The 26693-nt window shown below is 67.3% G+C and carries 29 protein-coding genes, 2 pseudogenes and 1 riboswitch; of the genes and pseudogenes, 12 read left to right on the top strand and 19 right to left on the bottom strand.

What is annotated here, in order from left to right; all coding sequences use genetic code 11:
• Window positions 1-21 precede the first annotated feature (21 nt).
• Together J2W36_RS00715 and J2W36_RS00710 are read right to left on the bottom strand one after the other, a co-directional pair.
• The gene (locus J2W36_RS00715; protein ID WP_307687735.1) at window positions 22-2538 is read right to left on the bottom strand and encodes an ABC transporter permease; all 2517 of its coding nucleotides are present in this window, start codon (window positions 2536-2538) and stop codon (window positions 22-24) included.
• Window positions 2539-2590: 52 nt separating this feature from the next.
• Window positions 2591-3484: a LysR family transcriptional regulator gene (locus J2W36_RS00710; RefSeq protein ID WP_307687734.1), complete on the bottom strand. Its 894-nt coding sequence runs from the start codon at window positions 3482-3484 to the stop codon at window positions 2591-2593.
• A 117-nt stretch (window positions 3485-3601) separates the two neighbouring features.
• Between J2W36_RS00710 and J2W36_RS00705 the strand changes: the two genes are divergently transcribed.
• Entirely contained in the window at window positions 3602-4342 is a 741-nt protein-coding gene (locus J2W36_RS00705) for an SDR family NAD(P)-dependent oxidoreductase (protein WP_307687733.1), read from the top strand.
• 39 nt (window positions 4343-4381) lie between these two features.
• Here J2W36_RS00705 and J2W36_RS00700 read toward each other — a convergent pair whose 3' ends face one another.
• The 3 genes from J2W36_RS00700 to J2W36_RS00690 form a co-directional block, all read right to left on the bottom strand.
• Window positions 4382-4642: a Txe/YoeB family addiction module toxin gene (locus J2W36_RS00700; RefSeq protein WP_307687732.1), complete on the bottom strand. Its 261-nt coding sequence runs from the start codon at window positions 4640-4642 to the stop codon at window positions 4382-4384.
• Entirely contained in the window at window positions 4642-4887 is a 246-nt protein-coding gene (locus tag J2W36_RS00695) for a type II toxin-antitoxin system Phd/YefM family antitoxin (RefSeq protein ID WP_307687731.1), read from the bottom strand. The genes J2W36_RS00700 and J2W36_RS00695 overlap by 1 nt, the downstream gene beginning before the upstream one ends.
• An 89-nt stretch (window positions 4888-4976) precedes the next feature.
• A complete protein-coding gene (locus J2W36_RS00690; protein ID WP_307687730.1) occupies window positions 4977-5981 on the bottom strand; it encodes a zinc-dependent alcohol dehydrogenase family protein in 1005 nt (334 codons plus the stop codon).
• Window positions 5982-6087: 106 nt separating this feature from the next.
• Here J2W36_RS00690 and J2W36_RS00685 point away from each other — a divergent pair, with 106 nt between their 5' ends.
• The 6 genes and pseudogenes from J2W36_RS00685 (at window position 6088) to J2W36_RS00670 (ending at window position 8770) form a co-directional block, all read left to right on the top strand.
• The gene (locus J2W36_RS00685; RefSeq protein WP_307687729.1) at window positions 6088-7026 is read left to right on the top strand and encodes a LysR substrate-binding domain-containing protein; all 939 of its coding nucleotides are present in this window, start codon (window positions 6088-6090) and stop codon (window positions 7024-7026) included.
• Window positions 7023-7307: a DUF3253 domain-containing protein gene (locus tag J2W36_RS26540; protein ID WP_370869229.1), complete on the top strand. Its 285-nt coding sequence runs from the start codon at window positions 7023-7025 to the stop codon at window positions 7305-7307. Before J2W36_RS00685 ends, J2W36_RS26540 begins: the two co-directional genes overlap by 4 nt.
• A 17-nt stretch (window positions 7308-7324) precedes the next feature.
• Window positions 7325-7495 (top strand): annotated as a pseudogene (locus J2W36_RS00680) (helix-turn-helix domain-containing protein); the annotation flags it as partial.
• 13 nt (window positions 7496-7508) lie between these two features.
• Window positions 7509-7698: pseudogene (locus tag J2W36_RS26535) on the top strand (IS30 family transposase); the annotation flags it as partial.
• Window positions 7699-7773: 75 nt separating this feature from the next.
• Window positions 7774-8115: a zinc ribbon domain-containing protein YjdM gene (locus J2W36_RS00675; RefSeq protein ID WP_307687728.1), complete on the top strand. Its 342-nt coding sequence runs from the start codon at window positions 7774-7776 to the stop codon at window positions 8113-8115.
• Between the two features lie 169 nt (window positions 8116-8284).
• Window positions 8285-8770 carry a GNAT family N-acetyltransferase gene (locus J2W36_RS00670; protein WP_307687727.1) on the top strand — a complete coding sequence of 162 codons (486 nt, stop codon included), beginning with the start codon at window positions 8285-8287 and terminating at the stop codon, window positions 8768-8770.
• A gap of 29 nt (window positions 8771-8799) precedes the next feature.
• Here J2W36_RS00670 and selD read toward each other — a convergent pair whose 3' ends face one another.
• Entirely contained in the window at window positions 8800-9876 is a 1077-nt protein-coding gene (selD, locus tag J2W36_RS00665) for a selenide, water dikinase SelD (protein WP_307687726.1), read from the bottom strand.
• A 94-nt stretch (window positions 9877-9970) separates the two neighbouring features.
• Here selD and J2W36_RS00660 point away from each other — a divergent pair, with 94 nt between their 5' ends.
• From J2W36_RS00660 to mnmH, 5 genes are read left to right on the top strand one after another with little or no spacing between them, the layout of a single operon-like run.
• Window positions 9971-10828 (top strand): putative selenate ABC transporter substrate-binding protein, encoded by an 858-nt coding sequence (locus J2W36_RS00660; RefSeq protein WP_307687725.1) that lies wholly within the window; start codon window positions 9971-9973, stop codon window positions 10826-10828.
• Window positions 10829-10835: 7 nt separating this feature from the next.
• Complete coding sequence (locus J2W36_RS00655; protein ID WP_307687724.1) at window positions 10836-11657, top strand: phosphonate ABC transporter ATP-binding protein; 822 nt, start codon at window positions 10836-10838, stop codon at window positions 11655-11657.
• On the top strand, window positions 11654-12484 hold the full coding sequence (locus J2W36_RS00650; protein ID WP_307687723.1) for a PhnE/PtxC family ABC transporter permease: 831 nt from the start codon (window positions 11654-11656) through the stop codon (window positions 12482-12484). The genes J2W36_RS00655 and J2W36_RS00650 overlap by 4 nt, the downstream gene beginning before the upstream one ends.
• Window positions 12481-13278, top strand: a complete 798-nt coding sequence (gene phnE / locus J2W36_RS00645) for a phosphonate ABC transporter, permease protein PhnE (protein ID WP_307687722.1) — start codon at window positions 12481-12483, stop codon at window positions 13276-13278. Before J2W36_RS00650 ends, phnE begins: the two co-directional genes overlap by 4 nt.
• Window positions 13271-14347: a tRNA 2-selenouridine(34) synthase MnmH gene (mnmH, locus tag J2W36_RS00640; protein ID WP_307687721.1), complete on the top strand. Its 1077-nt coding sequence runs from the start codon at window positions 13271-13273 to the stop codon at window positions 14345-14347. The genes phnE and mnmH overlap by 8 nt, the downstream gene beginning before the upstream one ends.
• A 58-nt stretch (window positions 14348-14405) precedes the next feature.
• Here the strand turns inward: mnmH and J2W36_RS00635 are convergent, their stop codons facing one another.
• The 13 genes from J2W36_RS00635 to J2W36_RS00575 form a co-directional block, all read right to left on the bottom strand.
• Complete coding sequence (locus tag J2W36_RS00635) at window positions 14406-14945, bottom strand: cytochrome b (RefSeq protein WP_307687720.1); 540 nt, start codon at window positions 14943-14945, stop codon at window positions 14406-14408.
• Window positions 14942-15514, bottom strand: a complete 573-nt coding sequence (gene mntP, locus J2W36_RS00630; protein WP_307687719.1) for a manganese efflux pump MntP — start codon at window positions 15512-15514, stop codon at window positions 14942-14944. Before mntP ends, J2W36_RS00635 begins: the two co-directional genes overlap by 4 nt.
• 19 nt (window positions 15515-15533) lie before the next feature.
• A riboswitch (yybP-ykoY riboswitch) is annotated at window positions 15534-15699 on the bottom strand.
• A 24-nt stretch (window positions 15700-15723) separates the two neighbouring features.
• Window positions 15724-16734 carry an aldo/keto reductase gene (locus J2W36_RS00625; RefSeq protein WP_307687718.1) on the bottom strand — a complete coding sequence of 337 codons (1011 nt, stop codon included), beginning with the start codon at window positions 16732-16734 and terminating at the stop codon, window positions 15724-15726.
• A gap of 67 nt (window positions 16735-16801) precedes the next feature.
• On the bottom strand, window positions 16802-17218 hold the full coding sequence (locus J2W36_RS00620; protein WP_307687717.1) for a hypothetical protein: 417 nt from the start codon (window positions 17216-17218) through the stop codon (window positions 16802-16804).
• The gene (locus tag J2W36_RS00615) at window positions 17215-18447 is read right to left on the bottom strand and encodes a formate dehydrogenase subunit gamma (protein ID WP_307687716.1); all 1233 of its coding nucleotides are present in this window, start codon (window positions 18445-18447) and stop codon (window positions 17215-17217) included. Before J2W36_RS00615 ends, J2W36_RS00620 begins: the two co-directional genes overlap by 4 nt.
• A gap of 12 nt (window positions 18448-18459) precedes the next feature.
• Window positions 18460-18708: a hypothetical protein gene (locus J2W36_RS00610; RefSeq protein WP_307687715.1), complete on the bottom strand. Its 249-nt coding sequence runs from the start codon at window positions 18706-18708 to the stop codon at window positions 18460-18462.
• Window positions 18705-19328, bottom strand: a complete 624-nt coding sequence (fdh3B, locus tag J2W36_RS00605) for a formate dehydrogenase FDH3 subunit beta (protein WP_307687714.1) — start codon at window positions 19326-19328, stop codon at window positions 18705-18707. The genes J2W36_RS00610 and fdh3B overlap by 4 nt, the downstream gene beginning before the upstream one ends.
• A 93-nt stretch (window positions 19329-19421) precedes the next feature.
• Window positions 19422-22424, bottom strand: coding sequence for a formate dehydrogenase subunit alpha (locus J2W36_RS00600; RefSeq protein ID WP_307687713.1), 3003 nt, complete (start codon window positions 22422-22424; stop codon window positions 19422-19424).
• 10 nt (window positions 22425-22434) lie between these two features.
• Entirely contained in the window at window positions 22435-22662 is a 228-nt protein-coding gene (locus tag J2W36_RS00595) for a formate dehydrogenase (protein WP_307687712.1), read from the bottom strand.
• 128 nt (window positions 22663-22790) lie between these two features.
• Window positions 22791-23411: a TorD/DmsD family molecular chaperone gene (locus J2W36_RS00590; RefSeq protein WP_307687711.1), complete on the bottom strand. Its 621-nt coding sequence runs from the start codon at window positions 23409-23411 to the stop codon at window positions 22791-22793.
• Entirely contained in the window at window positions 23408-25483 is a 2076-nt protein-coding gene (locus tag J2W36_RS00585) for a 4Fe-4S binding protein (RefSeq protein ID WP_370869239.1), read from the bottom strand. Before J2W36_RS00585 ends, J2W36_RS00590 begins: the two co-directional genes overlap by 4 nt.
• Window positions 25443-26072: a DUF3306 domain-containing protein gene (locus J2W36_RS00580; RefSeq protein ID WP_307687709.1), complete on the bottom strand. Its 630-nt coding sequence runs from the start codon at window positions 26070-26072 to the stop codon at window positions 25443-25445. The genes J2W36_RS00585 and J2W36_RS00580 overlap by 41 nt, the downstream gene beginning before the upstream one ends.
• Window positions 26065-26670: a DUF3305 domain-containing protein gene (locus J2W36_RS00575; protein ID WP_307687708.1), complete on the bottom strand. Its 606-nt coding sequence runs from the start codon at window positions 26668-26670 to the stop codon at window positions 26065-26067. The genes J2W36_RS00580 and J2W36_RS00575 overlap by 8 nt, the downstream gene beginning before the upstream one ends.
• Between the last annotated feature and the right edge of the window lie 23 nt (window positions 26671-26693).

Genomic DNA, 26693 nt, shown 5'->3' with positions numbered 1-26693 from the left:
AGGGTGACCTCGGGGTGAGCGCTACTCCGCGGCGCGGCGCAGCGTTTCTACCACCGGCCGGCGCAGCACCTCGCGCAAGCCCCACCAGCCGGCCGCCAGCGCCAGCACCGCGCCGGCCAGCGCGCCGGCGACCGGCACCCACAGCGACGCCGTCCAGGTGAAATCGAACACATAGCGCGCCAGGCCCCAGCCGATGGCCGACGCGGCGATGCTCGCGAGGAAGCCCGCCAGCAACCCGACGCCCGCCAACTCGGCACGCTGCACCTGCCGCAGCAGCGACGCGCGCGCGCCGACCGCACGCATCACCGCGAATTCGCGGGCGCGCTCTTCCCGCGTGGCCGTGACCGCAGCGAACAGCACCACCAGGCCGGCCGCGAGCGTGAAGCCGAACAGGAACTCCACCGCGCGGATCACCTGGTCGAGCACCCGCTGCACCTGGCCGATGGTCGCGCTCATGTCGACGTTGGTCACGTTCGGGTAGGCGCGCACCAGCGCGTTGTCGAAGCCCTTGGTCTCGGGCGCGCGAAAGGCGCCCATGTAGGTCACCGGCACGTCGGGCAGCTCGGCCACCGTATACATCACGAAGAAGTTGGCATGCAGCGAACCCCAGTCGACCTTGCGCAGCGAGGTGATGCGCGCGTCGTTCTGGATGCCGCCGATGTCGAAGCGCAGCGTGTCGCCCAGCTTCAGGCCCAGCGTCTCGGCCAGGCCGTCTTCCACGCTGACCTCGCCCGGTGCATTGGGCTTCCAGGCGCCGGCGGTGATGCCGTTGTGCGGCGGTGCCTCGGCGCTGTTGCTCAGGTTGAACTCGCGGTCGACCAGGCGCTTGGCGCGGTCCTCGGTGTAGTCGTCGGGCGAAACGGGTTTGTCGTTGATCGCGACCAGGCGACCTCGGATCATCGGGTACCAGTCGAACTTGGCGACACCGCCATCACGCAGCGACTTCTGGAAAGCTTGGCTCTGGTCGGGCATCACGTTGATGACGAAGCGGTTGGGCGCGTCGGGCGGCGTCGCGCGGCGCCAGCTCGACACCAGGTCGGTGCGCAGCAGCACCAGCAGCACCAGGGCCAGCAGGCCGACGGCCAGCGCACTGACCTGCACCACCGCGTACACCGGCCGCGCCGAGATCTGCCGCGTGGCCAGCACGAGCCAGCGGGGCGCCGTGGTCTCATTGACGCTGCGGCGCAGCACCTTCACCGCGACCCAGCTCAGCACCGCGAACACCGCCACCGCGCCCGCGAAGCCGCCGACCGCGATCAGCCCCAGCTTCAGGTCACTGCTGGCCGCCAGCAGCATTGCGACGAAGCCCAGCGCGCCAATGCCCAGCACCGCGAGCGAGGCCGGCTTGAGCCCGCCGACATCACGCCGGATGACGCGCAGCGGCGGCACGCGCGCGAGCTGCAGCACGGGCGGCAGCCCGAAAGTGAACAGCAGCACCAGCCCCATGCCCAGGCCAAAGGCCACCGGCCACAGCGTGGGCGCGGGCAGCGCCGTTTCGACCAGACCGGCCAGCAGCAGTACGAAGGCGTAATGCACGCCGAAGCCGATCGCCACGCCCAACCCGCTCGCCACCAGGCCGACGATGAAGAACTCGAAGGCGTAGGCGCCGGCAATCGTGCGCTGGCTCTGGCCCAGCACGCGCAGCATCGCGCAGTCATCGAGGTGGCTGGCCGCGAAGCCGCGCGCCGCCAGCGCCACGGCCACCGCGCTCAGCAGCGCCGCGAGCAGCGCCACCAGGTTGAGGAATTTCTCGGCACGGTCGAGCGTCTGGCGCATCTCGGGCCGGCCGCTTTCCAGGGACTCGAGCCGCGCGCCACGCAGGTCGCCATTCTTCAGCGCTGCCTCGGTCCATTCGCTGAAGCTCTTTACCGCCCGGTCGTCGCCGGCCACGGCGAAACGGTAGCTGACGCGGCTGGCCGGCTGCACGAGCGCCGTGCGCGCCACGTCGGCCTGATTGAGCATCACGCGCGGCGAGAAGCTCGCGAAGCCACCGCCCCGGTCAGGCTCCAGCGTGATCACGCGCGACACGCGCAGGCCGGCATCGCCCAGCAGCAGCATGTCGCCCACCTTCAGGCCCAGCGATTCGAGCAGCGACGCGTCGACCCAGGTTTCGCCCGGCGCCGGCACGTCCCGTGTGGACTGGCCGGGGCCGTCGCTCGTGGTCGCGACCTGCACGCTGCCGCGCAGCGGGTAGCCGGTGGTCACCGCCTTGAGCGACACCAGCTTGCTGGCCCCGCCCTGCTCCTCGGAGGCGCGGGCCATGGTCGGGAAGCCGTAGGTCGACGTGGCGTCCAGGCCGAGCGACCGTGCGCGCTCGAGGAAGGCCGGTGGCGTCGGGTTGTCGCTGGCCAGCACCGCATCGCCGCCGAGCAGCTGACGCGCATCGCGCTGCAGCCCGCCCTTGAGCCGATCGGCGAAGAAACCGACGGCCGTGAGCGCGGCGACCGCGAGCAGCACGGCAACGATGAGAAGCCGCAGCTCGCCAGCGCGCAGATCGCGCCAGAGGGTGCGCCAACCGAGGCGAAGGGAGGAAGTCATGGGGTGGACGATAGCTGAGGTGGGGTAGGCCTGCGGTTATGGGGTGATGCGCTCAGCCGTTCAAGCGCTGTTGCATGAAGTCGATGAACACCCGCAGCTTGCGCGGCATGTGCACGCGGCTCGGGTAGTACAGGCAGAAGCCGGGAAAAGTCGGCCACCAGGGCTTGAGCAAGGGCATCAACCGGCCAGCGGCGAGGTCGTCCTGCACCTGCGCTTCGAACGCGCAGGCAATGCCGGCACCGGCGCGCGCCGCCGCCAGAAGAATCTCACCATCGTTGGTCACCAAGGGGCCGGGCACTTCGATGTCGAAGTCGCGGCCCTTGTGCGAGAACCCCCAGCGATAGATCCTGTCGCCCAACCGCGCATTGAGGCACCGATGGTCCTTCAGGTCGTCGGGTGTGCGCGGCGCCATACGATCCTGCAGGTACTGCGGCGCGGCAAAGGTTGCAATGCGCTGCCGGCCGCTCAGCGGAACGGCCACCACGTCCTGCGCCAGGTTCTCGCCAAGCCGGATGCCGGCATCGAAGCCGTTGCCGATGAGGTCGATGAAGGCGTTGTCGCAATTCAACTCCAGCGTGATGGCCGGGTACGCGTCGGTGAACGCGACCAGATGCGGCATCACGAGGATGTCGGCGGCCGTGCGCGAAAGGTTCAGGCGCAGCAGGCCGGTGGGCTTCTCGCGGCTTTCGTTCACCGCCTCGACGGCGGCTTCGAGGGCCGTGAGCCCGAGCCGCGCGTCCGACAGAAATCGCTGGCCGATCTCGGTCACGCCTACGCGGCGCGTCGACCGGTCGAGCAGCCGTACACCGAGCCGGCTTTCCAGCATGCGAAGGGTCTGGGACAGCGCCGACGGCGACACGCCGAGCTCTGCCGCGGCCCGGGTGAAGCTGGCGTGATGCGCGACGCGTGCGAACGCGGCAATGGCGGGAAAGAGATCGGATGACATGCGGCGATTGTGAAGCTGACCTTCATACCGCTTTCGACTCAATGCCATTTATCTAAAGCCATGGCATGGCTAACGTGCGTGCTTTCCCGTGCACATTCCACTTCCAAGGACATCGTCATGCGCAATCTCTCCGGCAAGGTCGCCCTCGTCACCGGCTCATCCAAAGGCATCGGCGCCGGCATCGCCAAGCGGCTCGCTGCCGACGGCGCATCGGTCATCGTCAACTACACGCGCAGCGAAGAAGATGCGCAGGCCGTCGTGCAAGCGATCGTCGCAGCGGGCGGCAAGGCCTTCGCCGTGAAGGCCGACATCGGCAAACCGGAACAGATCCAACCGCTGGTCGATGCCGCCCTGAAGCACTTTGGCCGGCTCGACATCCTGATCAACAACGCCGGTGTCTACAAAGTCGATTCGCTCGAGTCGCTCAGCGCCCAGAGCATCGATGAACACTTCAACATCAACGTCCGCGGCCTGCTGCTCATGACCCAGGCGGCCGCACGCGTTCTGCCCGCTGGCGGCGTCATCGTCAACATCAGCTCCGGTGTCGCCAAGAGCCCGTTGCCGATGGTGCATGTCTACTGCGCCACCAAGGGTGCGGTCGACACGCTGACGCGCACCTTGGGCGCCGAGCTCGGGCCGCGCCAGATCCGCGTCGTCGGCATTGCCCCCGGCTTCGTCACCACCGAAGGCAACGCCGAATCCGCCAAGGACATGACGGACTATCTGGTGGGCAAGACGCCGCTGGGCCGCGTGGGGCAACCGAGCGACATCGCGGCGGCGGTGTCGTATGCGGTGTCTGAGGATGCAGCGTGGGTGACGGGGACCACCATCGATGTGGCGGGTGGGATGGTGTTCTAGAGTTTGCTGCCTGCAGTCTCCGGGGAGCCACGCGTCACTTCATTCGTAGTGGCTCCACATGCGAAGGACGCGAACGGTGCGCTCCTTCTTGAAGACTTCGTAGACGAGCCGGTGCTGGATGTTGATCCGCCGGGAGTAGGTGCCGTCGAGGTCACCCACCAGCTTTTCGTAGGGCGGCGGGTTCTGAAAAGGGTCGACCGCCAGAACGTCGAGAAGGGCCTGCGCCTTGCCCTTCAACCCGGCCGATGCGAGCTTGCCGGCGTCCTTGACGGCATGCTTCGCATACACGATGGTCCACATTACCAGTCGAGCTTCTTCGCGCTCTTGCCCAAGGGCTCCGCCCGGCCTTCCTGAATGGACTCCCGCATACCGGGAACAGACAGCAGATACAGCGTCTCCTGGATGGCCTGCCAGTCGTCGGCCGACACCAGCACCGCGCTGCTGCGTTTGCCGGCAATCAGGATGGGCTGATGCGACTCGCTCGCCTGATCGATCAGCCGATACAGGCTTGCGCGGGCTTCGCTTGCGGTGATCGGGGGGGTCATTGCACGCTCCTAAAGAACACCAAGCGTACGAAAAAACGAACGCTTCGTCAACATGAGCACATGGCTCCGACCCAGTCAGTCGCCCGCGATCACATCGCGACGACCACCTTGCCGAAGGCTCCGCGTTCCAACTGCGCGAAAGCCGCCGGCACATCCGCAAAGCCGTAGACCTTGTCGATGACGGGCTGCAGGTGCGTCGCATCGATGGCGCGGACCATGTCTTCCAGCGCTCGACGATGCCCCACGCTGATGCCTTGAACGACCGCCCGGCTTCGGATGATGTCGAAGGCAGATGCCTCCACGCTGCCGCCATCGATCACGCCGATCAGCGATACCCGGCCCCCTTGCGCCAAGGCCGTCAGCGAGCGGCCCAGATTGGCGCCGCCGACGGTTTCCAGCACGTGATCGGCGCCGCGACCACCGGTCAGGCGCTTGACCTCTACCGGCCAGTCCGCATCTCGGGCAAGGACATGTGCAGCGCCGAGCGCCAGTGCCTTGTCGCGCTTCTCGGCACCGCCCGACACCATGATCACCGTTGCGCCGTGCATCGCCGCGAACTGCAGCCCGAACAACGCGACGCCACCCGTGCCGTGAATCAAGACCATGTCGCCGGCCTTGAGCGAGCCTTCCTCGAACAGGGCGAACCAGGCCGTGAGCGCCGCGCAAGGCAAGGTCGACGCCTGTTCGGCATGGAGCGTTTGCGGCGCGGCCACGGCCCAGTGCGCGTCGAGCAGCACATGCGTGGCCAGGGCGCCCGGCCCGGGGCCGCCGAGCGAGAAAGTGCCCGCAGGCGCCTGGCCGTCGATCCACCCGGCCACGAAGGTGCCGATGACCTGCTCGCCGCCTTTCCAACGCGTTACGCCCGGGCCCACGGCTTCGACCACGCCGGCCAGGTCGGAGCCTGGCGTGAAGGGCAAGGGCGGCGCCCACCCGTAGGTATTGCTCGTGAGCATCAGGTCGCGGTAGTTCAGCGAGACCGCTTGCGTGCGAACCAGGATCTGGCCGGCTGCGGGCGACGGCATCGGCGCCTCGACCTGCCTCAGGCTGCGGCGGTCGAAGGACTCGATCTGCCAACGTTGGATCGTGCGTGTCATGGAGGGTTCTCTTCCAAATAGGGATGTCGATGCGCTCGATGCTATTGATTCTCCTGCGTCCCCAGTGATGCTTATTCGTTGCCAGATTGCGGCCTAGAATTCCCCAATGAGCGAACGTCTGGACGGTATCGAGGTTTTCGTGGCGGTGGTCGAAACCGGCAACTTCTCGGCGGCTGCCGACAAACTGAAGCTCACGCGCTCCGCGGTCGGCAAGAGCGTTGCGCGGCTCGAGGCCCGACTCGACACGCGGCTCTTCCACCGCACCACGCGCAGCCATCGCCTGACCGAGCCCGGACAGTCCTATTACGAGCGGTGCCGGCGGGCGCTGGACGAGCTGACCGCTGCGGGCGAAGCGCTCGAAGCCGGACGGCAAGCGCCGATGGGCCGCGTGCGACTCACCATGCCCATCATCATTGGCCGACCGTTGATCACGCCGCTGTTGTTCGAGCTTGGCGAGCGCCACGCGCAACTGACCTTCGACATCAGCTACAGCGACAGGCGGGTCGACCTGATCGAAGAAGGCATCGACCTGGCCATCCGCAGCGGCGTGCTCGACGACAGCACGACGCTGGCAGCGCGGCCTCTGGGCCGGCAAGTGATGGCGGTCTACGCGGCACCGGGTTACCTCGCGGAGCACCCGCGACCGGCGTCCTTCGACGAGCTCGTGAAGCAACGCGAATCGCATCGCTTCGTGGGCTACGCGCGGGGCGGCTGGCGGCAGCCCTGGAGTTTTGCGTCAGCGGAAGAAAACGCAGCCATCGTCCTCCCGCTCGACATCGAATCGCGCTTTGTCTTCGACTCGCACGATGTGGTGATGGACGCCACCATCGCCGGTTGGGGCCTGGCGCGCCTGCCGGTGTGGATGGCCGCGCGCGACGTCGCGGCGGGGCGGCTGGTGCGCGTGTTCGAAGAAGCCCTGCCCTTCGGCTATGAACTCAATGCGGTCTGGCCAAGGATGCGCACCTTGCCGATGAAGGTGCGGGTGGTGATCGATCTGCTGGCGGAGCGGATGCCGGGGTTGCTGGCGGCGGGGTCTGCACCGTGAGTGCCGACGCGGCGGCCGGTGACCCGAGTCCGGAAGAGGACGAAGCGATCGCAGGCGCGATTCTGGCACTGCTGGCTGCACGCGCGCCTTCGGCCTCGATCTGTCCGTCGGATGTGGCGCGTGCGATGGTGGCAGATGAAAAGGCTTGGCGGGCCAAAATGCCTGATGTTCGGCGGGTGGCTGCGCAGCTTGCGACGCAGGGCCGGGTGAAGGTCACGCGGGGAAAAGTGGAAGTAGATGCGCTTTCGAGGGGTGGGCCGATTCGGATTCGGCGTCCATAAAGGGGTCGGATTCAAAAGTGAACTGCAGCACCTGCCCCTGCAAGGTCCGTCGATGTCGCCTCGTCCCAGAAAACACTTATCTCCAACCTGAAGACCGCATGACGCTGGCGAGCTTGCAGCAGCAAAGCTACAGCATCCGTGCCATGGCCCGCCTGCTCAACCGCCCGACCAGCACCATCAGCCGCGAGTCGCCCGAGCAGATCGCCTTGGCGCTCGCGCGCCTGTACCCCAAAGGGCATCGATCTGTCGGGCTACACCCAGGCGCAACTCGATGCCATTGCCGACGAGATCAACGACCGTCCGCGCAAGGGGTTGGGCGTACGATCTCCAATGGCCGTCTATCGCGAGTTTGCTGCTCAACAGCTCGCACTCTTCAAACTTGATTCATTGAACTCAGGGCGTTGCACTTCACTTTTGAATCCGCCTTTCGATATTCATCTGAAACTTCAACAAAGGATGTTAAACCTTGAAAAATTTACCAAACTGCCCAAAATGCAACTCCGAATACACCTATGAGGGCGAAAGTGTGTTCATTTGTCCGGAATGCGGACACGAATGGGCCTCGAAATTGGAATCAGATCATCGCGAACAGGAAATGATCGTCCGTGATGCCAACGGAAACGTCCTGAAAGACGGTGATTCCGTCACCCTTGTCAAAGATCTAAAAGTCAAAGGAAGCACGTCTCCGCTAAAGATGGGCACCAAAGTCAAAAATATTCGCTTAGTGGATGGCGATCACAACATCGATTGCAAAATCGACGGATTCGGCGCAATGAACCTGAAATCAGAATTTGTCAAAAAGAGTTGAGCCTTTCGACTAATCGAACACCAGCACTCACCCTGCGCTCAATTCGGACCCCGCCTGCACTGTCTTCTGCTCTTGCTCGTCTCTCTACTTCCTCGGCTTCGCTCAGCGCCTCGGTGCAGGCGGCGCCGGTTAGCTGTTTTCGTTGGACTTCATAGCGAAACCCCACCGCATGATCGAAATTGCACCGTTCTCCAGTACTTTTCAAGCCGACGTCATCGACGTCATTCTTCCTATTCAACAGGAAGAGTTCGGCTTCCCCTCGGCCATAGAGAACCAACCAGACCTGTTAGACATCCCGAACTTCTATCAGTCTGGCTGTGGCGGGTTCTGGGTCGCACTTGACGGCGGACAAGTGGTCGGAACCATCGCGCTGCGCGACATCGGGAATCGCAATGGCGCCCTCCGAAAAATGTTCGTCAGGGCCACGCATCGGGGCAAGGAACACTCGGTTGCCGCCCTGCTTCTCGGGCATCTGATCGAGGCATCGAAGGGGACGTTGTCCAACATCTTTCTCGGCACGACAAAGCGCTATCTCGCAGCGCATCGGTTCTACGAGAAAAACGGCTTTACCCGCATACCGGAGAGCGCACTGCCCGCGACCTTTCCAAGAGTTGCCGCCTCAACCCGGTTCTACCAGTTGAGACTGCCTGAATGAAGCCGTCACCAGCCGCGCGGGGACACCATTCAGAGCAGCACTGTTAGGCCAGGCAGTCCTGCCTCCGCCCGCCCAATCACCTTCGCCGCCCCAAACCCCTCCCCCCTGAATATCTCCAGCACCGCGTCAACAGCCTCCGCCGCACAACTCACCAACAGCCCCCCCGAAGTCTGCGGATCGCTCAACAGACTCTGCGCCGTCGCCGGCAGCCCCTCGGCCAGTTGGACATCCGCCCCGTACGCCGCCCAGTTCCGCCCCGAAGCCCCGGTCACGACCCCCTCGGCCACCATCGCCTCCACGCCGTCGAGCAGCGGCACCTTCGACCACTCGATCACGGCCATCAGCCCCGCGCCGCGCGCCAGTTCCAGCGCGTGGCCGGCCAAGCCGAAGCCGGTGACGTCGGTCAGGGCATGCACGCCGTCGAGTTGCGCCAGCGCGATGCCGGGGGTGTTGAGCTTCGTGGTGGTGTCGATCAGTTGGCGGTAGCCGGATTCGCTCAGTTGCTCCTTCTTCAGCGCGGCCGACAGCACGCCGACGCCCAGCGGCTTTCCGAGGATGAGCACGTCGCCGGGCTGGGCGCCAGCGTTGCGGCGCACGCGGTCGGGGTGCACCAGGCCCATCACGACGAGGCCGTAAATGGGTTCGACCGAGTCGATGGTGTGGCCGCCCGCGATGGGGATGCCGGCGGCGCGGCACACGTCCTGGCCGCCGCGCACGATGTCGCCAATGACTTCGAGCGGCAGCTGGTTGACGGGCATGGCGACCAGGGCCAGCGCCATGATGGGCTTGCCGCCCATGGCGTAGACGTCGCTGATGGCGTTGGTGGCGGCGATGCGGCCGAACTCGTAGGGGTCGTCCACGATCGGCATGAAGAAGTCGGTGGTGGCGATGAGCGCCTGGCTGTCGTTGAGCTTGTAGACGGCCGCGTCGTCGGCGGTCTCGATGCCGACCAGCAGCTCGGGCGGGATGAGGCCGTTACCTCCGATCCCGCTGTTCTTGAGGATCTCCGACAGCACGCCGGGCGCGATCTTGCAGCCGCAGCCGCCGCCGTGCGAAAAACTGGTAAGGCGCAGCGGCGCGAGCGGGTTCATGGGCGTGGGGTTCATGCAGGGATTATCGAATCGCCAGCCCGCCTTGTACGTCGTGTGCTTTCTACAATGGCGCCCTCTCCTTGTCCGCACGCCTCCGAGGCGCCTCCCCATGAAAACGATCCTCCGACTGACGCTTGCGTTGTCCCTTTCCTTCGCCGCGCTCGGCGCCTCCGCACAGGGCAAGGTGCTGCGCGTGTCGGCCATCCCCGACGAGGCGCCGACCGAGCTGCAGCGCAAGTTCGCGCCGCTGGGCGACTACCTGAAGAAGGAAACCGGCATGGACGTGCAGTTCACGCCCGTGACCGACTACGCCGCGGTGGTCGAGGGCCTGGCCACGAACAAGATCGACCTGGCCTGGCTGGGCGGCTTCACCTACGTGCAGGCGCGCATCCGCACCAACGGCGGCGCGGTGCCGATCGTGCAGCGCGCCGAAGATGAGGTGTTCACCAGCAAGTTCATCGTGCCGATCGACAGCACCGCCAAGACGCTGGCCGACCTGAAGGGCAAGACTTTCGCCTTCGGCGCGCCCTCCTCGACCTCGGGCAGCCTGATGCCGCGCTACTTCCTGCTGCAGGCGGGCATCAACCCCGAGAAGGACTTCAAGACGGTCGCGTTCTCGGGCGCGCACGACGCCACGGTGGCCTTCGTGGCCGCATCGCGCGCCGAAGCGGGCGTGCTCAACGCGTCGGTGTGGGACAAGCTGGTCGAGTCGAAGAACCCCAACGCCGCCAAGGTGCGCGTGCTGGCGACCACGCCGACCTACTACGACTACAACTGGACGGTGCGCCCCGGCATGGACGCGGCCCTGCAGAAGAAGCTGACCGACGCCTTCCTCAAGCTCGACCCGGCCAACCCGGCGGACAAGGACATCATGGCGCTGCAGCGCGCGAGCAAGTTCATCCCCACCAAGTCGTCGAACTACGACGGCATCGAGACGGCGGGCAAGTCGGCCGGCCTGATCAAGTAATCCGCAGATGAGCTTCTCGCTGGCCGCCGTCGGCTTGGTGCATCCGAACGGGCACCGTGCGCTGCAGGGCGTGACGCTGGCGGCACGCGCGGGCGAACGGCTCGCGGTCATCGGGCCGTCGGGCGCGGGCAAGACGACGCTGCTGCGCGTGCTCGGCGCCGCGCTGCGGCCGAGCGAAGGCACGGCCACGCTGCTCGACACGGCGCCGTGGCAGATCGCCGGCCCTGCGTTGCGCAAGCTGCGCGCGCAGATCGGCACGGTGCACCAGAGCCCGCCGATCGCGCCGCGGCTGCGCGTGGTGACGGCCGTGCTGTCGGGGCGGCTGGGCGAATGGTCGGCGCTGCGGGCACTGTCATCGCTGCTGCATCCGTCGGACATCGCAGGCGCGCACGAGGCGCTGTCGCGCGTCGCGATGGAAGACCGCCTGTTCGACCGCTGCGACCGCCTCTCGGGCGGGCAGCTGCAGCGTGTGGGCATTGCGCGTGCGCTGTACCAGCGGCCGCGCCTGCTGCTGGCTGACGAGCCCGTGTCCGCGCTCGACCCGACGCTGGCCGACGCCACGCTGCAGCAGCTGGTGGCGCAGAGCGAATCGACCGGCGCGACGCTGGTGGCTTCGCTGCATGCGGTCGACCTGGCACTGCGCTGGTTTCCGCGCATCGTCGGCATGCGCGACGGGCAGGTGCTGTTCGACGCGCCGGTGGGCGACGTCACGCCGCAGATGCTGACGGCGCTGTACGCGAGCGAAGGCGTGCTGCCGATGCAGGGCACGCCGGATGCATTGCCCGTGCGTGCCGCCGCCGTGGCGGTGCCGCGGCCGGACTGCCTGTGACCCCGGCGAGCGCATCACTGCACGACCCGGCCGCGCGGCGCCGCCTCGTTGGCCTGCTCGCGGCGCTGGTCATCGCCTGGCCGATGCTGAAGCTGGCTGAGTTCAATCCGGCGGCGCTGTTCGCGTCGGGCAACCTGCAGGTCATCGGCGGCTTCCTCGGCGCTTTCCTGCCGCCCGAGACGGCGCCGGCCTTCCTCGCGCTGCTGCTCAAGGCCACGCTCGAAACGCTGGCCATGGCCACGGCCGGCACGGCGCTGGCCTTCGTCATCGGCACGCCGCTGGCCTTCGTCACGACGCGCGCGCTGTCGGTGTCGCGCATCGGCCCGGGGCCGGGCCGCGTGCGGGCGGGCGTGGTGCGGCAGGCCGCACGCAGCGTGCTGATGGTGATGCGCGCCATCCCCGAGATCGTGTGGGCGCTGATCTTCGTGCGGGCGCTGGGTCTCGGCCCCGCCGCAGGCGTGCTGGCGTTGGCCATCACCTACGGCGGCATGCTGGGCAAGGTGTACGCCGAGGTGCTGGAGTCGACCGACACCCGCCCCTCGCGCGCGCTGCTCGAAGCGGGCAGCAGCCGGCTATCGGCCCTGTGCTACGGGCTGCTGCCCCACTGTGCGCAGGAGCTCGTCTCGTACACCGTGTACCGCTGGGAATGCGCGGTGCGCGCGTCGGTGGTGATGGGCTTCGTCGGCGCAGGCGGGCTGGGCCAGCTGATGGACCAATCGATGAAGATGCTCAACGGCGGCGAGGCGAGCAGCATCCTGCTGGTGTTCCTGGCGCTGGTGCTGCTGGCGGATGCGCTGAGCAACGCGCTGAGAAAGCTGCTCGCATGAACGCCATGCCCACCGCGCCGCCGCCCTGCCTGCGCTGCTGGGCCGTGCTCGGCCTCGTGCTGGCGGCCGTGGTCGCGAGCTTCGCCTACCTCGCCATCGACTACCGCGCGCTCTTCACGCGAGAGTCGCTGGGCTTCATGGGCACCTTCATCGCCGAGTTCTTCCCGCCCGACCTGTCGGCCGGCTTCGTCGCCAAGACCGCATGGGGCGCGCTGCAGACCTTGGCCGTCTCCGCGCTCGGCACGCTGCTGGCCGTGGCGGCGGGTGCCGTGCTGGCGCTGCCCGCGTCGGGTCGTGGCGGTGCCGTGGCGCGGCAGGTGTCGCGCTTCGTGCTGAACCTGCTGCGCAGCGTGCCCGAGCTGGTCTGGGCCGCGCTGATGGTGCTGGCCGCGGGCATCGGCCCCTTCGCGGGGGCGCTGGCCTTGGCACTGCACACCACGGGCGTGCTGGGGCGGCTCTTCGCCGAGAGCCTGGAGAACGCGCCGCGCGAGCCGGAACAGGCACTGCGGCACAGCGGGTCAGGCGCAGTCGCGGCCTTCGCCTACGGCAGCCTGCCGCTGGTGCTGCCCCAGTGGCTGGCGTACACGCTCTACCGTTGGGAAATGAACATCCGCATGGCGGCGGTGCTGGGCTTCGTCGGTGGCGGCGGGCTGGGCCAGCTGCTGTACTTTCACCTGTCGATCTTCCAGCAGCCGCAGGCCATGACGGTGCTGATCGCCATGTTCGCGCTGGTGGTGCTGGTCGACTTCGCCAGCGGCCGGCTGCGGCGCACACTGGGTCCTGCCTATGCCTGAAGACAACAACAACCATCGCCGACGGCCAACCCGCGTCACCGACCGGCACGACTTCGACACCATCATCGACGCGCGTTCGCCGTCCGAGTTCGCGCTCGACCACATCCCGGGCGCCGTCAACTGCCCGGTGCTCGACGATGACGAGCGCCGCATCGTCGGCACCCTCTACAAGCAGACCGGCGCCTTCGAGGCCCGCCGCGTGGGCGGTGCGATGGTCGCGGCCAACCTTGCGCGCCACCTGCGCGAGCAATGGGCCGACAAGCCCGCCGACTGGCGGCCGATGGTCTATTGCTGGCGCGGCGGGCTGCGCAGTGGATCGATGGTCAACTGGATGCGCCTGGTCGGCTGGGACGCCCGCCAGCTCGCGAGCGGCTACAAGGCCTTCCGCCACCATGTGCTGCAGATCATCGAGACGGTGGTGCCGCGGTTGCAGCTGCTGGTGATCTGCGGCGCCACGGGCAGCGCCAAGACGCGGGTGCTCGAAGCCCTGGCAGCGCGCGGCGAGCAGGTGCTCGACCTGGAGCATTGCGCCAGCCACAAGGGCTCGCTGCTGGGCGGCCTGCCCGGCGTGCCGCAGCCGTCGCAGAAACGCTTCGAGACGCTCATCGCGACCGCGCTGGAGAACCTCGACCTGTCGCGCCCGCTCTACGTCGAAGGCGAGAGCGCGCGCATCGGCCGCATCGCGCTGCCGGTGCCGCTGGTGACGCGCATGCGCGCGGCGCACTGCATCGAGGTCGAGGCGACGCCCGAGGCGCGGCTCGACTACCTGCTGCGCGACTACGCCTATCTGGCCGACGACCGCGGCGGGCTGGCCGAGACGCTGGGCCGGCTCAAGGAAATGCAGGGCAAGGAAACCGTGCAGCGCTGGCAGGCCTGGGCCGAGGCCGGTGAACTGCCGCCGCTCTTCGCAGAGCTGATGACGCTGCATTACGACCCGCACTATGCGCACTCCCAGGCCCGGCACTTCACGGCCTGGCCGCAGCGCGACCGGGTGGCGGCGTCGGACCTGACGCCTGCGGGCATCGAGGCGGTGGCCGAGGCGATCCGGCAACTGCCAGCGCGGACTTGACCGGCACGGGCCGGCGCGGGCCGGCGCGCTCCGGCCACCACGCCCGCCGCGCTTGCGGCTAGAGCATCCGCTGCAGCGCGTTGTCACGCCGGCCGAGCCAGTGCCAGAGCGCCGCCAGGATGTGGATGCCGATCACGTAGTAGAAGGCCTCGCCGACGAACTCGTGCAGATGCTCCAGGGATTCCGCCAGCTCGGGTTGCGCGGCACCGACCGAGGGAATCGCCCACTCGGTCAACGGCAAGCCGATGCCGCGGCCGGAAAGCAGCCTGGACGCGATGCCCAGCACCGGCTGCACTACCAGGAACACGAAAAGCGCCAGATGCGCCGTCCATGCTGCCAGACGAGAAGCCACGCCGGGCTCCGGGACGATCGGCGGGGCCGCGTGCCGCAGGCGCACGACAATCCTCGGCACGGTGATCAGCAACACCAGCATGCCGAGCAGGAAGTGCGACTCGACGGCGAAGAGGCGCTCCGCGGAGCCGCGTTCAAGAAACTTCCTCGCGTTGATGGTGATGTAGGCCAGGAGCACGAGAACGAACGTGATCCAGTGCGTGTGCCGCAGGAAGGCCGGGTAGCGCGATCCGATGGGGGTGTTCATGTGAGGGCCGTGAGGTGTTCGTAGAGGATGACAGAGCCGATGCCGATGAGCAGTATGCCGCCGATCGCCTCTGCCCAACGCCCGACTACGTCACCCAGCACGCGACCGACCATCACACCGAGGGCGACCATCACGAAGGTCGCCACGCCGATCGCGGCGGCCACTGGAAGGATGCTCACGTTCAGGAAGGCCAGGCCCACGCCGACGGCCATCGCGTCGATGCTCGTCGCGAATCCGGTCGCTGCCAGCAGCCAGAACCCGTGCCTGCGCGGCTTCTCGGCCTCCGCCTCGGCCGGCTTCCGCGCGGCGACCCAGACCATGCGGCCGCCGAGCACCAGCAGCAGCACGAACGCGATCCAGTGGTCCCAGGTCTTCACGTAATCGGCGGCGGCCAACCCGAGACCCCAGCCGATCACGGGCGTGATCGCCTCGATGACGCCAAAGATCGCACCTGTGCGCAGCGCCTCGGACCATTTCGGTTTTTGCAGTGCGGTGCCCTTGCCGACGGCCGCGGCAAAGGCATCGGTCGACATGGCCAGCGCCAGCAACGCGGTGGAAGCGAAATTCATGTGGGATTCGTTCTATAGGGTCGGGCGAGAGCGCAACGGCACGTCACCACTGCCCGACCTGCGTCGCGGTGACATGCCGATGGTCTCGCCAACCGAAGAACGGTTGCCTGCGCCACAGCATGCAAGATGCCGAGTGTGTTGACGCAGGCGCTTCCAGAAGCGGAAGCCGGCTACTCCCCAAAGGGACGGCCAGTATAAGGGGCGCGCACTCAGCGCGGCGCGTCACCCTTGCGGAATTCAGCGGTGAGCTCGTCGAGCTTCGTCTTGAGCGCCGGGTCGAGCTTGTACTCGGCTGCCGCCAGCGTGGCGTCGAGCTGGTCGGGCCGGCTGGCGCCGAGCAGCGGTGCGGTGATCAGCGGGTTGGCCATCACCCAGGCCACGGCCAGCGTTGCCAATGGCACACCCGCTTCTTCGGCGACGGCATGCAGGCGCTGCACGGCATTGAAGCTGCGCTCGTTCCAGTAGCGGTCCTGGTACATCGCCCCGGCGGTGCCGAGGGTGAAGCGCGTGTTCTCCTCGGGCTTGGCGCCCGGCTTGTACTTGCCGGTCAGCAGGCCACCGGCCAGCGGGTTGTACGGAATCACGCCCAGGCCCTCTTCGCCGACCAGCGGCAGCAGTTCGCGCTCGATCTCGCGGAACAGCAGGCTGTAGCGCGGCTGCACCGACACGAAGCGCGTGAGCCGCAGGAAGTCGGCGCGACCCAGCGCGCGCGCCAGGCGGTAGGCCAGGAAGTTCGACACGCCGATGTAGCGCGCACGGCCCGACTTGACGATGGTGTCCATCGCCTCGATGGCTTCGTCGAGCGGCGTCTCGCGGTCGTCGCTGTGCAACTGGTACAGGTCGACGTGGTCGAGCTGTAGGCGCTTGAGCGATGCGTCGATGGCACTCAGCAGGTGCTTGCGCGACGCGCCCTGGTCCCAAGCGTTCGGGCCCATCTTGCCGACGGCCTTGGTCGCGACGATGAAGTTGTCGCGCCGGCTCGCGCCCTGGTTCTTCAGCCAGCGGCCGACGATCTCCTCGGTGCGCCCGGCGGTGTCGAGCCCCCCGCCCAGCGGGTACACGTCGGCGATGTCGAGAAAGTTGATGCCGGCGTCAGTGGCCTTGTCCAGGATGGCATGGGAGACCGACTCTTCGGTCTGCAGGCCGAAGGTCATGGTGCCGAGCGCGAGGCGCGACACGGTCAGGCCGGTGCGGCCGAGGCGGGTGGTGGGGATGCTCATCGGGCGGTCCTTGTGCGGGGTGGCCGACCAGTCTAGACAATCCTCGCCCTGCCTGCAGGCGCCAACGTTACTTCTTGGTGGCCGGATGCGCTTCGGACGACGGCTGGTTGGTGTTGGGCGGCGAAGCGGCCGTGGTGGCCGGAGAGTGCGCGCCCGCCGCCTCGATGGGCTTGGCCTCGCCCGGCGCGGCGTACGCGAAGGGGCCGGGGTCGGAACAGGGTGGCGTGGCGCTCGGTGTCGGCACCGGCTTGCCAGCGGCCGCGGCGCTGGCGCGGTACTTGGCGGCCACCTGGTCCTGCGCCTGACACAGCTTGTAGCCGTCCATGCGGGCGCTCCAGGCGGCCTTGGCCGAAGTCTCGTCGGCCTTGGCTTTGGCCTCGGGGGTGGGCGCAGCCAGCTTGGCCATGGCGGGCGACACGGCGATGCCAGTCAATGCCATGCCGGCCGCCATGACGAGCGTGTTCTTGAACTTGTTCTTGATCATGTGGAAGTCCCTTGCACAGGCATCGCGCGCGCGGCGGTGGAGGCACTGCCCGGCGCGGGCGTGCGCTGCGCCGGAATCTTGCCGGCGGCGATGTCGTCGTACCAGAGTTCGTGGTGTTCGCGCGCCCAGGTCTCGTCGACATAGCCGGTGCGCATGGCCTTGTAGGCGCCCTTCATGCCCAGCGTTCCGATGTAGATGTGACCCATGATCATGGCCATCATCAGCATCGTTGCAACAGCGTGGATCATGTGTGCAACCTGCATTTCGCCGCGGGTATAGACGAAGCCCGGCAGCAGCTTGTCGAGGAACAGGCCCGAACCGATGACGATGGTGCCGAGAAAGAGCACACCGCCCCAGAACACCAGCTTCTCGCCGGCATTGAAGCGATGCGACGGTACCTCGCGGCCACCGAACAGGCCACCCGCGCTCTTGATCCAGTCCCAGTCGACCTTCTTGGGAAAGTTATCGCGGATGAAGGTGAAGATCATGAACAGCGTGGTGATCACGAACAACGGCCCGACGAAGTTGTGCACGTTCTTCAGCGCATAGGCCAGCCAGCCGAACAGCGCGCTGCCGAGCACCGGCAGCAGGAAGAACTTGCCGAACGCCATGACGATCCCGCTGACCGCGAGCGTGACGAAGGCGATAGCGTTCGACCAATGCGTCGCGCGTTCGAAGGGTGTGAAGCGCTCGATCCTGCGGCCCGTCTCCTTGCCATGCAGGCCGATCGGGCCCCGCGCGAAATAGAAGATCGCCAGCGCCAGCAGCACCACGAACAACAGCGCCGCGCCGTACGGAATGATCCAGTCGTTGCGCACCTGGCGCCACGCTTCGCCCGCGTTGGTGAAACGCGAGCCCGGGTACTGCACGAAGCGCTGGATCAGGTTGCCCGCTTCCGGCGCCTCCGACAGCGGCAGGCTGCTGTAGCCGGTCACGCCGCTGCCGACCTGGCGCCACATGGGCGCGTTGTTGCCCGGTTGCACCTTCATGCGCTCGCCATTGGTCTGCGTGGCGTAGTTCGGGTCGGCACTGGCTTCGGGTTTGACCTCGAAGATGTTCTGGCCCTGGATGCCGCCGGTGGCCGGCTGTAGTTGCGGCGTGGGTGTCAGGGTCGCCGTCGCCGTTGCATCGGGTGCAGCTGGTGCGGGCGATGCAGAGGGCGCCTGCGCCGAGGCTGTACCCCAGCCGAGGCTGGCCGCCATCACGAAAGCTGTCAGCGCATGTCTCATTTCGCCTCCGGCTCAGTTTTCTTTGACGTACTCGTTCTGACCGTTCATCCGCGTCTTGATCTGCTGCTCCCACGCGGTCTTGTCGCCGATCTTCCAGCCCGGCGCCGTGAACGCGGTGCCGGTGTTCGACTGGGTGCCCGTGCCACTCCAGGGCACCGCGTCGAACCTCACGCCATGGGTGTTGGTCTGCGGCTTCTCGCCGCAAGCGGCCAGCAACGCCACGCCGGCGGCGATACACGCAAGCGTCAATGCGCGGCTCATCGCTTGACCTCGGTGGCGGGCGGGTTGCCGGCCTGCTGCGAGCCGTAAGCGGTGCCCCAACCCCAGACTTCGGCACCCTTGCCGCGATGCACGACGCGCGTGCGGAAGATGTCGGCCACCACATCGCCGTCGCCGGCGAGCAGCGCCTTGGTCGAGCACATCTCGGCACAGGCCGGCAGCTTGCCTTCGGCCAGGCGGTTGCGGCCGTACTTCTCGAACTCGGCTTCCGAGCCATTGGCTTCGGGGCCGCCGGCACAGAAGGTGCACTTGTCCATCTTGCCGCGCACGCCGAAGGTGCCTTGCGAAGGGAACTGCGGCGCGCCGAACGGGCAGGCGTAAGAGCAGTAGCCGCAACCGATGCAGACGTCTTTGTCGTGCAGCACCACGCCCTCTTCCGTGCGATAGAAGCACTGCACCGGACACACCGCCATGCAGGGCGCGTCGGAGCAGTGCATGCAGGCCACCGAGATCGACTTCTCACCCGGGACGCCATCGTTGAGCGTGACCACGCGGCGGCGGTTCACGCCCCACGGCACCTCGTTCTCGTTCTTGCATGCGGTGACGCAGCCGTTGCATTCGATGCAGCGCTCGGTGTCACAGACGAACTTCATTCTTGCCATGGGGCCTCCTGCCGAGCCGCCTCAAAGGAGGTCAACGCCCCCTCGGGGGGCAGCGAATACACGAAGTGATGAGCGTGGGGGCGCATGATCGTTTCAGGCTTTCTCGACGTTGCAGATCGTCGTTTTGGTTTCTTGCATCATCGTCACGCTGTCGTAGCCGTACGTGGTGCCGGTGTTGATCGCTTCGCCGCGCACGATCGGATGCGCGCCGTCGGGGTAGTACGGCAGCATGTCCACGCCCTGCCAGTGGCCAGAGAAGTGGAAGGGCATGAACACCGTGTCAGGGCCGACGCGCTCGGTCACCAGCGCCTGCACGTTGAGCTTCGCGCCGGTGGGCGTGTGCACCCATGCGCGGCCACCGTTGGAGATGCCCTTTTCGGCCGCCACCTTCGGGTTGATCTCGATGAACATCTCCTGCTGCAGTTCGGCCAGCCAGGGGTTCGAGCGCGTTTCTTCGCCGCCGCCTTCGTACTCGACCAAGCGCCCGGACGTCAGCACCAGCGGGAACCGGTCGGCCACCTTGTCGGCGATGTTCTTCTGCTGAATGCTCTTGTAGAGCGTGGGCAGGCGCCAGAACGCCATCTTGTCGTCATGCGTCGGGTACTTGACCATCAGGTCCGGCCGGTTGCCGTAGAGCGGCTCGCGGTGCTGCGGAATGGGGTCCGGGAAGTTCCAGACCACGGCGCGCGCCTTCGCGTTGCCGAAGGGGTGGCAGCCGTGGTTCTGCATGAACACGCGGATCATGCCGCCCGAGTTGTCGGTCTTCCAGTTCTTGCCCTCGGCCTTGGCCTTTTCGGCCTCGGTGAGTTCGTCCCACCAGCCCAGTTTCTTGAGCAGCAGGTGGTCGAGTTCGGGGTAGCCAGTGGTGATGTCGGCCCCCATCGAATGCGAGCCGTCCTCGGCCAGCAGGCTCTGGCCGTCGCGCTCCACGCCGAAGTTCGCGCGGAAGTTGCCGCCGCCGTCCATCACGTGCTTGGAGGTGTCGTACAGGTTGGGTGAGCCCGGGTGCTTGAGTGCGGGCGTGCCGTAGCAGGGCCACGGCAGGCCGAAGTAGTCGCCCGAAATGTCGTAGCCGTTGACCTTGTCCTTGACGGCACCCTTGGCCTTGAGCGTGCGCACGTCGAAGGCGCCCATGTTGCGCATGTGCGCCTGGATGCGTTCGGGGCTCTGTCCGGTGTAGCCCACGGCCCAGCAGCTCTTGTTGATTTCGCGCAGGATGTCCTCGGGCACGGGCTCGTCCATGCCCTTGACCTTCTGCATGCGGAAGTTCTTGCTCAGCTCCTTGCCGAAGCCGAAGCGGTCGGCGAACTGCTGCATGATCATGTGGTCGCTGCGGCTTTCCCAAAGCGGCTCGATCACCTTCTCGCGCCACTGGATCGAGCGGTTCGACGCCGTCACCGAGCCGCTGGTCTCGAACTGCGTGCAAGCTGGCAGCAGGTAGACCGCGCGGTTCGGGTTCAGGTCACCCGCCGTGCCGGGCATGGCGGCCATCGCCGCAGTGGCCGACGGATACGGGTCGACCACCACCAGCAGGTCGAGCTTGTCCATGGCGCGCTTCATCTCCAGCCCGCGCGTCTGCGAGTTGGGCGAGTGGCCCCAGTACACGACGCCGCGCAGGTTCGAGTCCTGATCGATCAGCTCGTTCTTTTCGAGCACGCCGTCGATCCAGCGCGACAGCGTGATGCCCGGCTTGGTCATCATCACGGGCGAGGCGAAACGGCTCTTGAGCCAGTTGTAGTCGACGCCCCAGGCGTCGGCGAAGTGCCGCCACGAGCCGTCGACCAGGCCGTAGTAGGCCGGCAGCGAGTCCGGGTTCGGGCCGACGTCCGTCGCGCCCTGCACGTTGTCGTGGCCACGGAAGATGTTGGTGCCGCCACCGGACTTGCCGATGTTGCCGAGCGCGAGCTGGAGAATGCAAGAGGCCCGCACGATGGCATTGCCGATGGTGTGCTGGGTCTGGCCCATGCACCAGACGACGGTGCCGGGGCGGTTCTCGTTGAGCCAGGTCGCCACCTTGAGCACCTGCGCCTCCTTGACGCCGCAGGCCTCCTCGACCTTGTCGGGCGTCCACTTGGTCATGACCTCCTCGCGCACCTTGTCCATGCCGAACACGCGGTCGTTGAGGTACTGCTTGTCTTCCCAGCCGTTCTTGAAGATGTGGTGCAGGATGCCGAAGAGGAACGCGATGTCCGAGCCGGAGCGAATGCGCACGTATTCGTCGGCCTTGGCCGCCGTGCGGGTGAAGCGCGGGTCGATCACGATGACCTTGCAGCCGTTTTCCTTGGCGTGCAGCAGATGCAGCATGCTCACCGGGTGCGCCTCGGCCGCGTTCGAACCGATGTACATCGCCACCTTGGCGCCGCGCATGTCGTTGTACGAATTGGTCATGGCGCCGTAGCCCCATGTGTTCGCCACGCCAGCCACCGTGGTCGAGTGACAGATGCGCGCCTGATGGTCGCAGTTGTTGCTGCCGAAGAAGCTCACGAACTTGCGCAGCAGGTAGGCCTGCTCGTTGCTGTGCTTGGACGAGCCGATCCAGTAGACCGAGTCCGGCCCGCTGGCCTGGCGCAGATCCTTGATGCGGGCCGAGATTTCGTCGAGCGCGGTGTCCCAGCTGATGCGCTGGTACTTGCCGTTGACCAGCTTCATCGGGTAGCGCAGCCGGTACTCGCCATGGCCGTGCTCGCGCAAGGCCGCGCCCTTGGCGCAGTGCGCGCCGAGGTTGATCGGCGAGTCGAACACCGGCTCCTGCCGGACCCAGACGCCGTTTTCGACCACTGCGTCCGATGCGCAGCCCACCGAGCAGTGCGAGCACACGGTGCGCTTGACCTCGATCTTGCCCGCGCCGATGGCCGTCGGTCGGCTCGCATCGGCGGCGCTGGCACGGCGCATCAAGGTGAGCTGGCCGGCAGCCAGGCCCACGCCGACCCCCAGGCCGGAGCGGCGCAGGAAGGCGCGGCGGTCCATGGTCGGCAGCGCGTTGGACAGCCCGCGGCGCAGACTGTGCAGGAAGGGCGACGCAGCGGTGGCCGCGGATGCGGCAGGTTGCGAAGGGCCGTCGTTCGTGACGGCAGGACGCTTCTTGGTCAGCAGCATGGACGCTTTCTCAGGCCGCAGCGGTGCGGTAATAGCGCTTGACGTGCTCGCTCAGCGAATAGCCGCCACCGTTCTCCGGTGCGGGCGGCAGTGCCGCGGCGGCCTCGACGGGTGCGGGCGCATCGACGATCCGTGGCAACACGGCCACGGCGGCAGTGGCCGCGCCGACGGCGGCAGCACCGAAAAAGAATCCCCTGCGGGAGGGCGGCGTGGCGCCCGAAGACTGGCTGTCCTGCATATCAACTCCAGGAGTGGCTGGCACAAATCAGATATGAACCGATTTGCATAGGTTTGGATACTAGTCGAGACCCTTAAGTCCCCGTGTGGGACTGCGCCATTCGCGCAGCCGGACGAGGGCTCTTTGCCTCAGCCCTCGAGCATGTCGAAACCCTGGGCCTCGACCTCGACGAATGCGGCGGTGAAGACGGCGAGCGCTGCATAGAACCGTGCCTTGGCATGCCCGGCCACCGCCGCGCACAGACCCGTGACCCACGACTGCACGTGCGCGGCAAAAAAGCGCTGCTGCTGGGCCAGGTTGGCCACGGCCACGTCGTCGCCCGCGATCAGGTAGCGCATCACCTCGCACAAGCAGGCGATGTGGTCCTCGGTTTCGTAGATGGCCTCGTCGCGCGTCAGGCCCAGCCGGGCGAGGTCGCCACGCAACTGGGCCAGCGGCTTGTCGTTGAGGAAACCACTGAGGTGGTGCGAGCCGAACAGGTAGACCTCGGGTTTGCCGATGCCGCCGAAGAGCGCGTCGTATTCGGCGGCCACGGCGGCCACGTCGGTCTCGCGTGCGGCGCCTACCAACTGGCGCCATGGCTCTTCCAGGTATGCCCCTGCCGCCGGGGCCTCGGTCGGCGCCACCTGCAATGCCGCCAGCAGCTCGCCGTCGGGAGCGGCAAACCACAGGCGCGACAGCAGCCCATAGACCTCGGCACGTGCCAGTTCCTCGTCCAGCGCCGACGTGGCGGGAAAACGTTCGCTCATAGGTCGGTGATCTTCATTTCGTTGCGGGCGCTGTACAGGTCGATGACGCGGCAGTCGCTGCACATCTTCAGGCGCTCCAGCGCCTCGCCCTGGAACATGGCATGGCCTGCAAGCTTGCCCAGCATCGACTCGATCGCCTTCTGGGTGCCGAAGGGCTTGCTGCAGCGGATGCAGGCCCAGGGCTTGGCCTCGTTGAGCAGCACGGGCTGCTTGCGCTCGGGCGTGGCCAGCAGGCGCGGCACCAGCGCAATCGCGTTTTCGGGGCAGGTGCTTTCGCACAGGCCGCATTGCACGCAATTCTTCTCGATGAAGCGCAATTGCGGCGCATTCTGGTTGTCCTGCAGCGCGCTGGCCGGGCAGGCGCTCACACAGGCCAGGCACAGCGTGCAGCTGTCCTTGTTCACAGTGATGGCACCCCAGGGCGAGCCCGTCGGCAGCGCAATGGTGAGCGGCGCCTCGGCCGTTTTGAGCGCCGGGGCGCCTTCCATCAGGTGGTCGAGCACCAGTTCCAGCGTGTTGCGCTTCTCGGCCGCGACCGCAAAACGCGCCGCCTCGGCCGGCCGCAACTGGCGGGTGCCCGACAGGCCGGCCAGCGCCGTGTCCAGCGCCGCCACCGTGGCCGCCTCGATCAGCCGGAAATGGCTGCCCGTGTAGCCGAGTCCACGCAGCAATGTCTGGGCGATGTCCATCTGCTGCTTCAGGGCGGCCAGGTAGGCCGGCGCTTCCTCGCCCGTCGAGAGCACCACGACCTGCGAGGCACCGAAGGCGATCGCGCCGAGCCACAGGTCGATGCCGGTGCTCGCCGCATGCCACAGCGCGACCGGTATCACCTGCGCCGGTACGCCCTGTGCCTTGCCGAGCTGCGCGTCGCGCCCCAGGCGCTCGACCAGCGTCTGGCCGGCCTCCTGGCTGTGCAGCAGCAGCACGGCATCGCGTCCGCCGGCGTGTGCATAGGTCGACAGCAACGTGCGCAGCTTGCCGCCCTGGTCAGGCGCGCGCGGGTAGCTGTAGCCCAGCGCGCCGGTGGGACACACCGTGGTGCAGGCGCCGCAGCCGACGCAAAGGTTCGGGTTCACGACGATGCGCTGGCGCGCCTTGTCGCTGGAAATCGCGTGCGCCGAGCAGACCTCGACGCAGGCGTTGCAGCCGAGCTGCTCATTGCGGCTGTGCGCACAGAGCTTTTGCTTGTAGTCGAAGAACTTGGGCTTCTCGAACTCGCCGACCATCTCGCGCAGATTCAGCAGCGTCTGCAGCGCCTCGGCCGTGGCCAGCCCCTCGCCCAGGTGGAAGTAGCCCTGCGGCGGCGCGTGCCAGTCGATCAGCGGCACAGCGCCGAGGTCGAGCACCAGGTCGTAGGACGCAGCGACGCGGTCCGGTGTGCGGTCGAAGCGGATCGCGCCGGCCACCGTGCAGGCACGCTCGCAGTCGCGGTGCGACGTGCACTTGGCCAGGTCGATCTGGTAGTCCAGGCCAATGGCCTGCTCCGGACAGGCGGTGACACAGGCGTTGCAGCGGGTGCACAGGTCGAGATCGATCGGGTTGTCACGCACCAGCGTCAGCGCGAAGGCGCCGAGCCAGCCGGTCAGCGTCTCGACGCGGCCCGCAACGACTGGCCAGCGGCGTTCCTGCGCGCCGCCTGCGACGCCCTGCCCTTGCGAGAGGATCGTCACGTCGAGCGTGTCGGCCACCAGCGCGGCGGCACGCTCGGCTATGTCGAGCGCACCGACGATCAGCAGCCGGCCCTGGCTCGCATAGCCGACGGTCGCGACCGGATCGGGCTCGGGCAGCGCCGCAGCCGCCAGCAGCGCGGCGATCTTGGGGCCCGCATTCCTGGCGTCGCGCCCCCATCCACCGGTCTCGCGGATGTTGACGAAGCGAATCGGCGACGTGGCGTCGGGGGTCTGGTCGGCCAGCGCATTGAACAGCCGCCGCTCCTGCGTGCAGGCGACGATGACCTCGTCGCCCGATTGCACCGCACGCTGGAAAGCCGGCGCCTCGCGCCGGCACAGGGAGGAATGCAGGGGAAGGTCTTCAGCCAGCGCGCGCCCGAGCATCTTCGGCTCGAGCGGCATCGTCTGGTTGCAGTCGCAGATCAGCGTTTGGGTCATCGGTCATGTGGCTGGCAGGCTGCGCATCGGCAACCAGCGGGCTGGGGAGATTCCCGGGGGCGTCCGACTGTGCCACGTCCGGGACGCCATCGCTTTCCTGGGCTTGTTCGGGTGCGAGTTCGGGCGCTGGGCCTTCCTCCTCCTCGAAGAGCTTGAGAAACTTGGCACTGGCCATCTGGCGCAGCACGCTGTCGGGGATCGGCGTGGGCTTGGAATAGTCGTCGATGTACGTATCCATGCCGTCCATCACGTTGAAGTGCGGATCGGCAAAGAGCTTGCGGAAGGCGGCGTTCTTGACCTCGGGCTGCACGCCCTTGGCGACGAAGGGGCGAAAGTCCGACCCGATGGTGAGGCTTTCGGTGTCGGCCAGCGTCAGCGGCGGCGGCCCTGCAGTGCTCGGGGTGGTGACGCCCTCCTCTTCCGGCGAAAGTTCCGGCGGGGGGCTTGCCGCCTCGGCCGGCGCTACGGGGAGCGCAGAGGGCGCGGGGGGCGCGGGTTCCTCCCTCGCCTGCTGCTTGCGCCGGGACCAGCGGTCGAAAAAGCCTTCAGACATCGCCTGCGCCCCGGCCGCGCTTTTTCTCGGTGCTCACGCTGGCCGCATTGCCGAAGCGGTCGACCAGCGGGCGGAAACTCTCGGGTCGCTTGCGCTTCTTGGGCTCGATCACGTAATGCGCCGACGCGAACCCGCGCACCCAGTCGACCACCTCGGGCGGCGCGGGCACCTGCTCGACCGTCTCCTGCGCATCGAGCCAGCGGCCGGCCTCGTTGTAGCTCAGGCTCACGACCACCGGCATCGCGCGGGGCTCGGTGCCCTCGGCGGGCGCCACTTCCATGCGCCACAGCACGAACCAGCAGGGCGCCGGGGTGGTCACGTTCAGGTGATAGCCCTCGGCGTCGTCTCGGAACAACTCGGCCTTGAAGCCGGGATGCAGCCACAGCGCTTCGCCGTCCTGCTCCCGCAGGCAGCGCGGGGCGTCGCCAAAGGCAGGTGCGTCGGGCACCACGCTGTCGAGCACCCATCGAAAGGGCTGCCAGTGGGCGGACGGGCCGTGCACGCGCTCGCGCCGCATCAGCACGGCGACGTCGAGCGAAGGGCGTTCGCGTTCGGTGCGGGACGGTGGGGTTTCCGGGGTTTCAGCGGGCGACGGCATGCGCAGCACGATAGCCGATGCGG

The sequence above is a fragment of the Variovorax ginsengisoli genome (assembly GCF_030811835.1).
GTDB lineage: Bacteria > Pseudomonadota > Gammaproteobacteria > Burkholderiales > Burkholderiaceae_C > Variovorax > Variovorax ginsengisoli_C.
Note: the sequence above shows the minus strand (reverse complement) of the source record. Positions and strands in the feature narration are given on the sequence as shown.

Excerpts from the sequence above, each read along its gene's own strand:
- J2W36_RS00715 (WP_307687735.1), bottom strand. The coding sequence starts at position 2,538 with ATGACTTCCTCCCTTCGCCTCGGTTGGCGCACCCTCTGGCGCGATCTG.
- J2W36_RS00710 (WP_307687734.1), bottom strand. The coding sequence starts at position 3,484 with ATGTCATCCGATCTCTTTCCCGCCATTGCCGCGTTCGCACGCGTCGCG.
- J2W36_RS00705 (WP_307687733.1), top strand. The coding sequence starts at position 3,602 with ATGCGCAATCTCTCCGGCAAGGTCGCCCTCGTCACCGGCTCATCCAAA.
- J2W36_RS00700 (WP_307687732.1), bottom strand. The coding sequence starts at position 4,642 with ATGTGGACCATCGTGTATGCGAAGCATGCCGTCAAGGACGCCGGCAAG.
- J2W36_RS00695 (WP_307687731.1), bottom strand. The coding sequence starts at position 4,887 with ATGACCCCCCCGATCACCGCAAGCGAAGCCCGCGCAAGCCTGTATCGG.
- J2W36_RS00690 (WP_307687730.1), bottom strand. The coding sequence starts at position 5,981 with ATGACACGCACGATCCAACGTTGGCAGATCGAGTCCTTCGACCGCCGC.
- J2W36_RS00685 (WP_307687729.1), top strand. The coding sequence starts at position 6,088 with ATGAGCGAACGTCTGGACGGTATCGAGGTTTTCGTGGCGGTGGTCGAA.
- J2W36_RS00670 (WP_307687727.1), top strand. The coding sequence starts at position 8,285 with ATGATCGAAATTGCACCGTTCTCCAGTACTTTTCAAGCCGACGTCATC.
- selD (WP_307687726.1), bottom strand. The coding sequence starts at position 9,876 with ATGAACCCCACGCCCATGAACCCGCTCGCGCCGCTGCGCCTTACCAGT.
- J2W36_RS00660 (WP_307687725.1), top strand. The coding sequence starts at position 9,971 with ATGAAAACGATCCTCCGACTGACGCTTGCGTTGTCCCTTTCCTTCGCC.
- J2W36_RS00655 (WP_307687724.1), top strand. The coding sequence starts at position 10,836 with ATGAGCTTCTCGCTGGCCGCCGTCGGCTTGGTGCATCCGAACGGGCAC.
- phnE (WP_307687722.1), top strand. The coding sequence starts at position 12,481 with ATGAACGCCATGCCCACCGCGCCGCCGCCCTGCCTGCGCTGCTGGGCC.
- mnmH (WP_307687721.1), top strand. The coding sequence starts at position 13,271 with ATGCCTGAAGACAACAACAACCATCGCCGACGGCCAACCCGCGTCACC.
- J2W36_RS00635 (WP_307687720.1), bottom strand. The coding sequence starts at position 14,945 with ATGAACACCCCCATCGGATCGCGCTACCCGGCCTTCCTGCGGCACACG.
- mntP (WP_307687719.1), bottom strand. The coding sequence starts at position 15,514 with ATGAATTTCGCTTCCACCGCGTTGCTGGCGCTGGCCATGTCGACCGAT.
- J2W36_RS00625 (WP_307687718.1), bottom strand. The coding sequence starts at position 16,734 with ATGAGCATCCCCACCACCCGCCTCGGCCGCACCGGCCTGACCGTGTCG.
- J2W36_RS00620 (WP_307687717.1), bottom strand. The coding sequence starts at position 17,218 with ATGATCAAGAACAAGTTCAAGAACACGCTCGTCATGGCGGCCGGCATG.
- J2W36_RS00615 (WP_307687716.1), bottom strand. The coding sequence starts at position 18,447 with ATGAGACATGCGCTGACAGCTTTCGTGATGGCGGCCAGCCTCGGCTGG.
- J2W36_RS00610 (WP_307687715.1), bottom strand. The coding sequence starts at position 18,708 with ATGAGCCGCGCATTGACGCTTGCGTGTATCGCCGCCGGCGTGGCGTTG.
- fdh3B (WP_307687714.1), bottom strand. The coding sequence starts at position 19,328 with ATGGCAAGAATGAAGTTCGTCTGTGACACCGAGCGCTGCATCGAATGC.
- J2W36_RS00600 (WP_307687713.1), bottom strand. The coding sequence starts at position 22,424 with ATGCTGCTGACCAAGAAGCGTCCTGCCGTCACGAACGACGGCCCTTCG.
- J2W36_RS00595 (WP_307687712.1), bottom strand. The coding sequence starts at position 22,662 with ATGCAGGACAGCCAGTCTTCGGGCGCCACGCCGCCCTCCCGCAGGGGA.
- J2W36_RS00590 (WP_307687711.1), bottom strand. The coding sequence starts at position 23,411 with ATGAGCGAACGTTTTCCCGCCACGTCGGCGCTGGACGAGGAACTGGCA.
- J2W36_RS00585 (WP_370869239.1), bottom strand. The coding sequence starts at position 25,483 with ATGCCGCTCGAGCCGAAGATGCTCGGGCGCGCGCTGGCTGAAGACCTT.
- J2W36_RS00580 (WP_307687709.1), bottom strand. The coding sequence starts at position 26,072 with ATGTCTGAAGGCTTTTTCGACCGCTGGTCCCGGCGCAAGCAGCAGGCG.
- J2W36_RS00575 (WP_307687708.1), bottom strand. The coding sequence starts at position 26,670 with ATGCCGTCGCCCGCTGAAACCCCGGAAACCCCACCGTCCCGCACCGAA.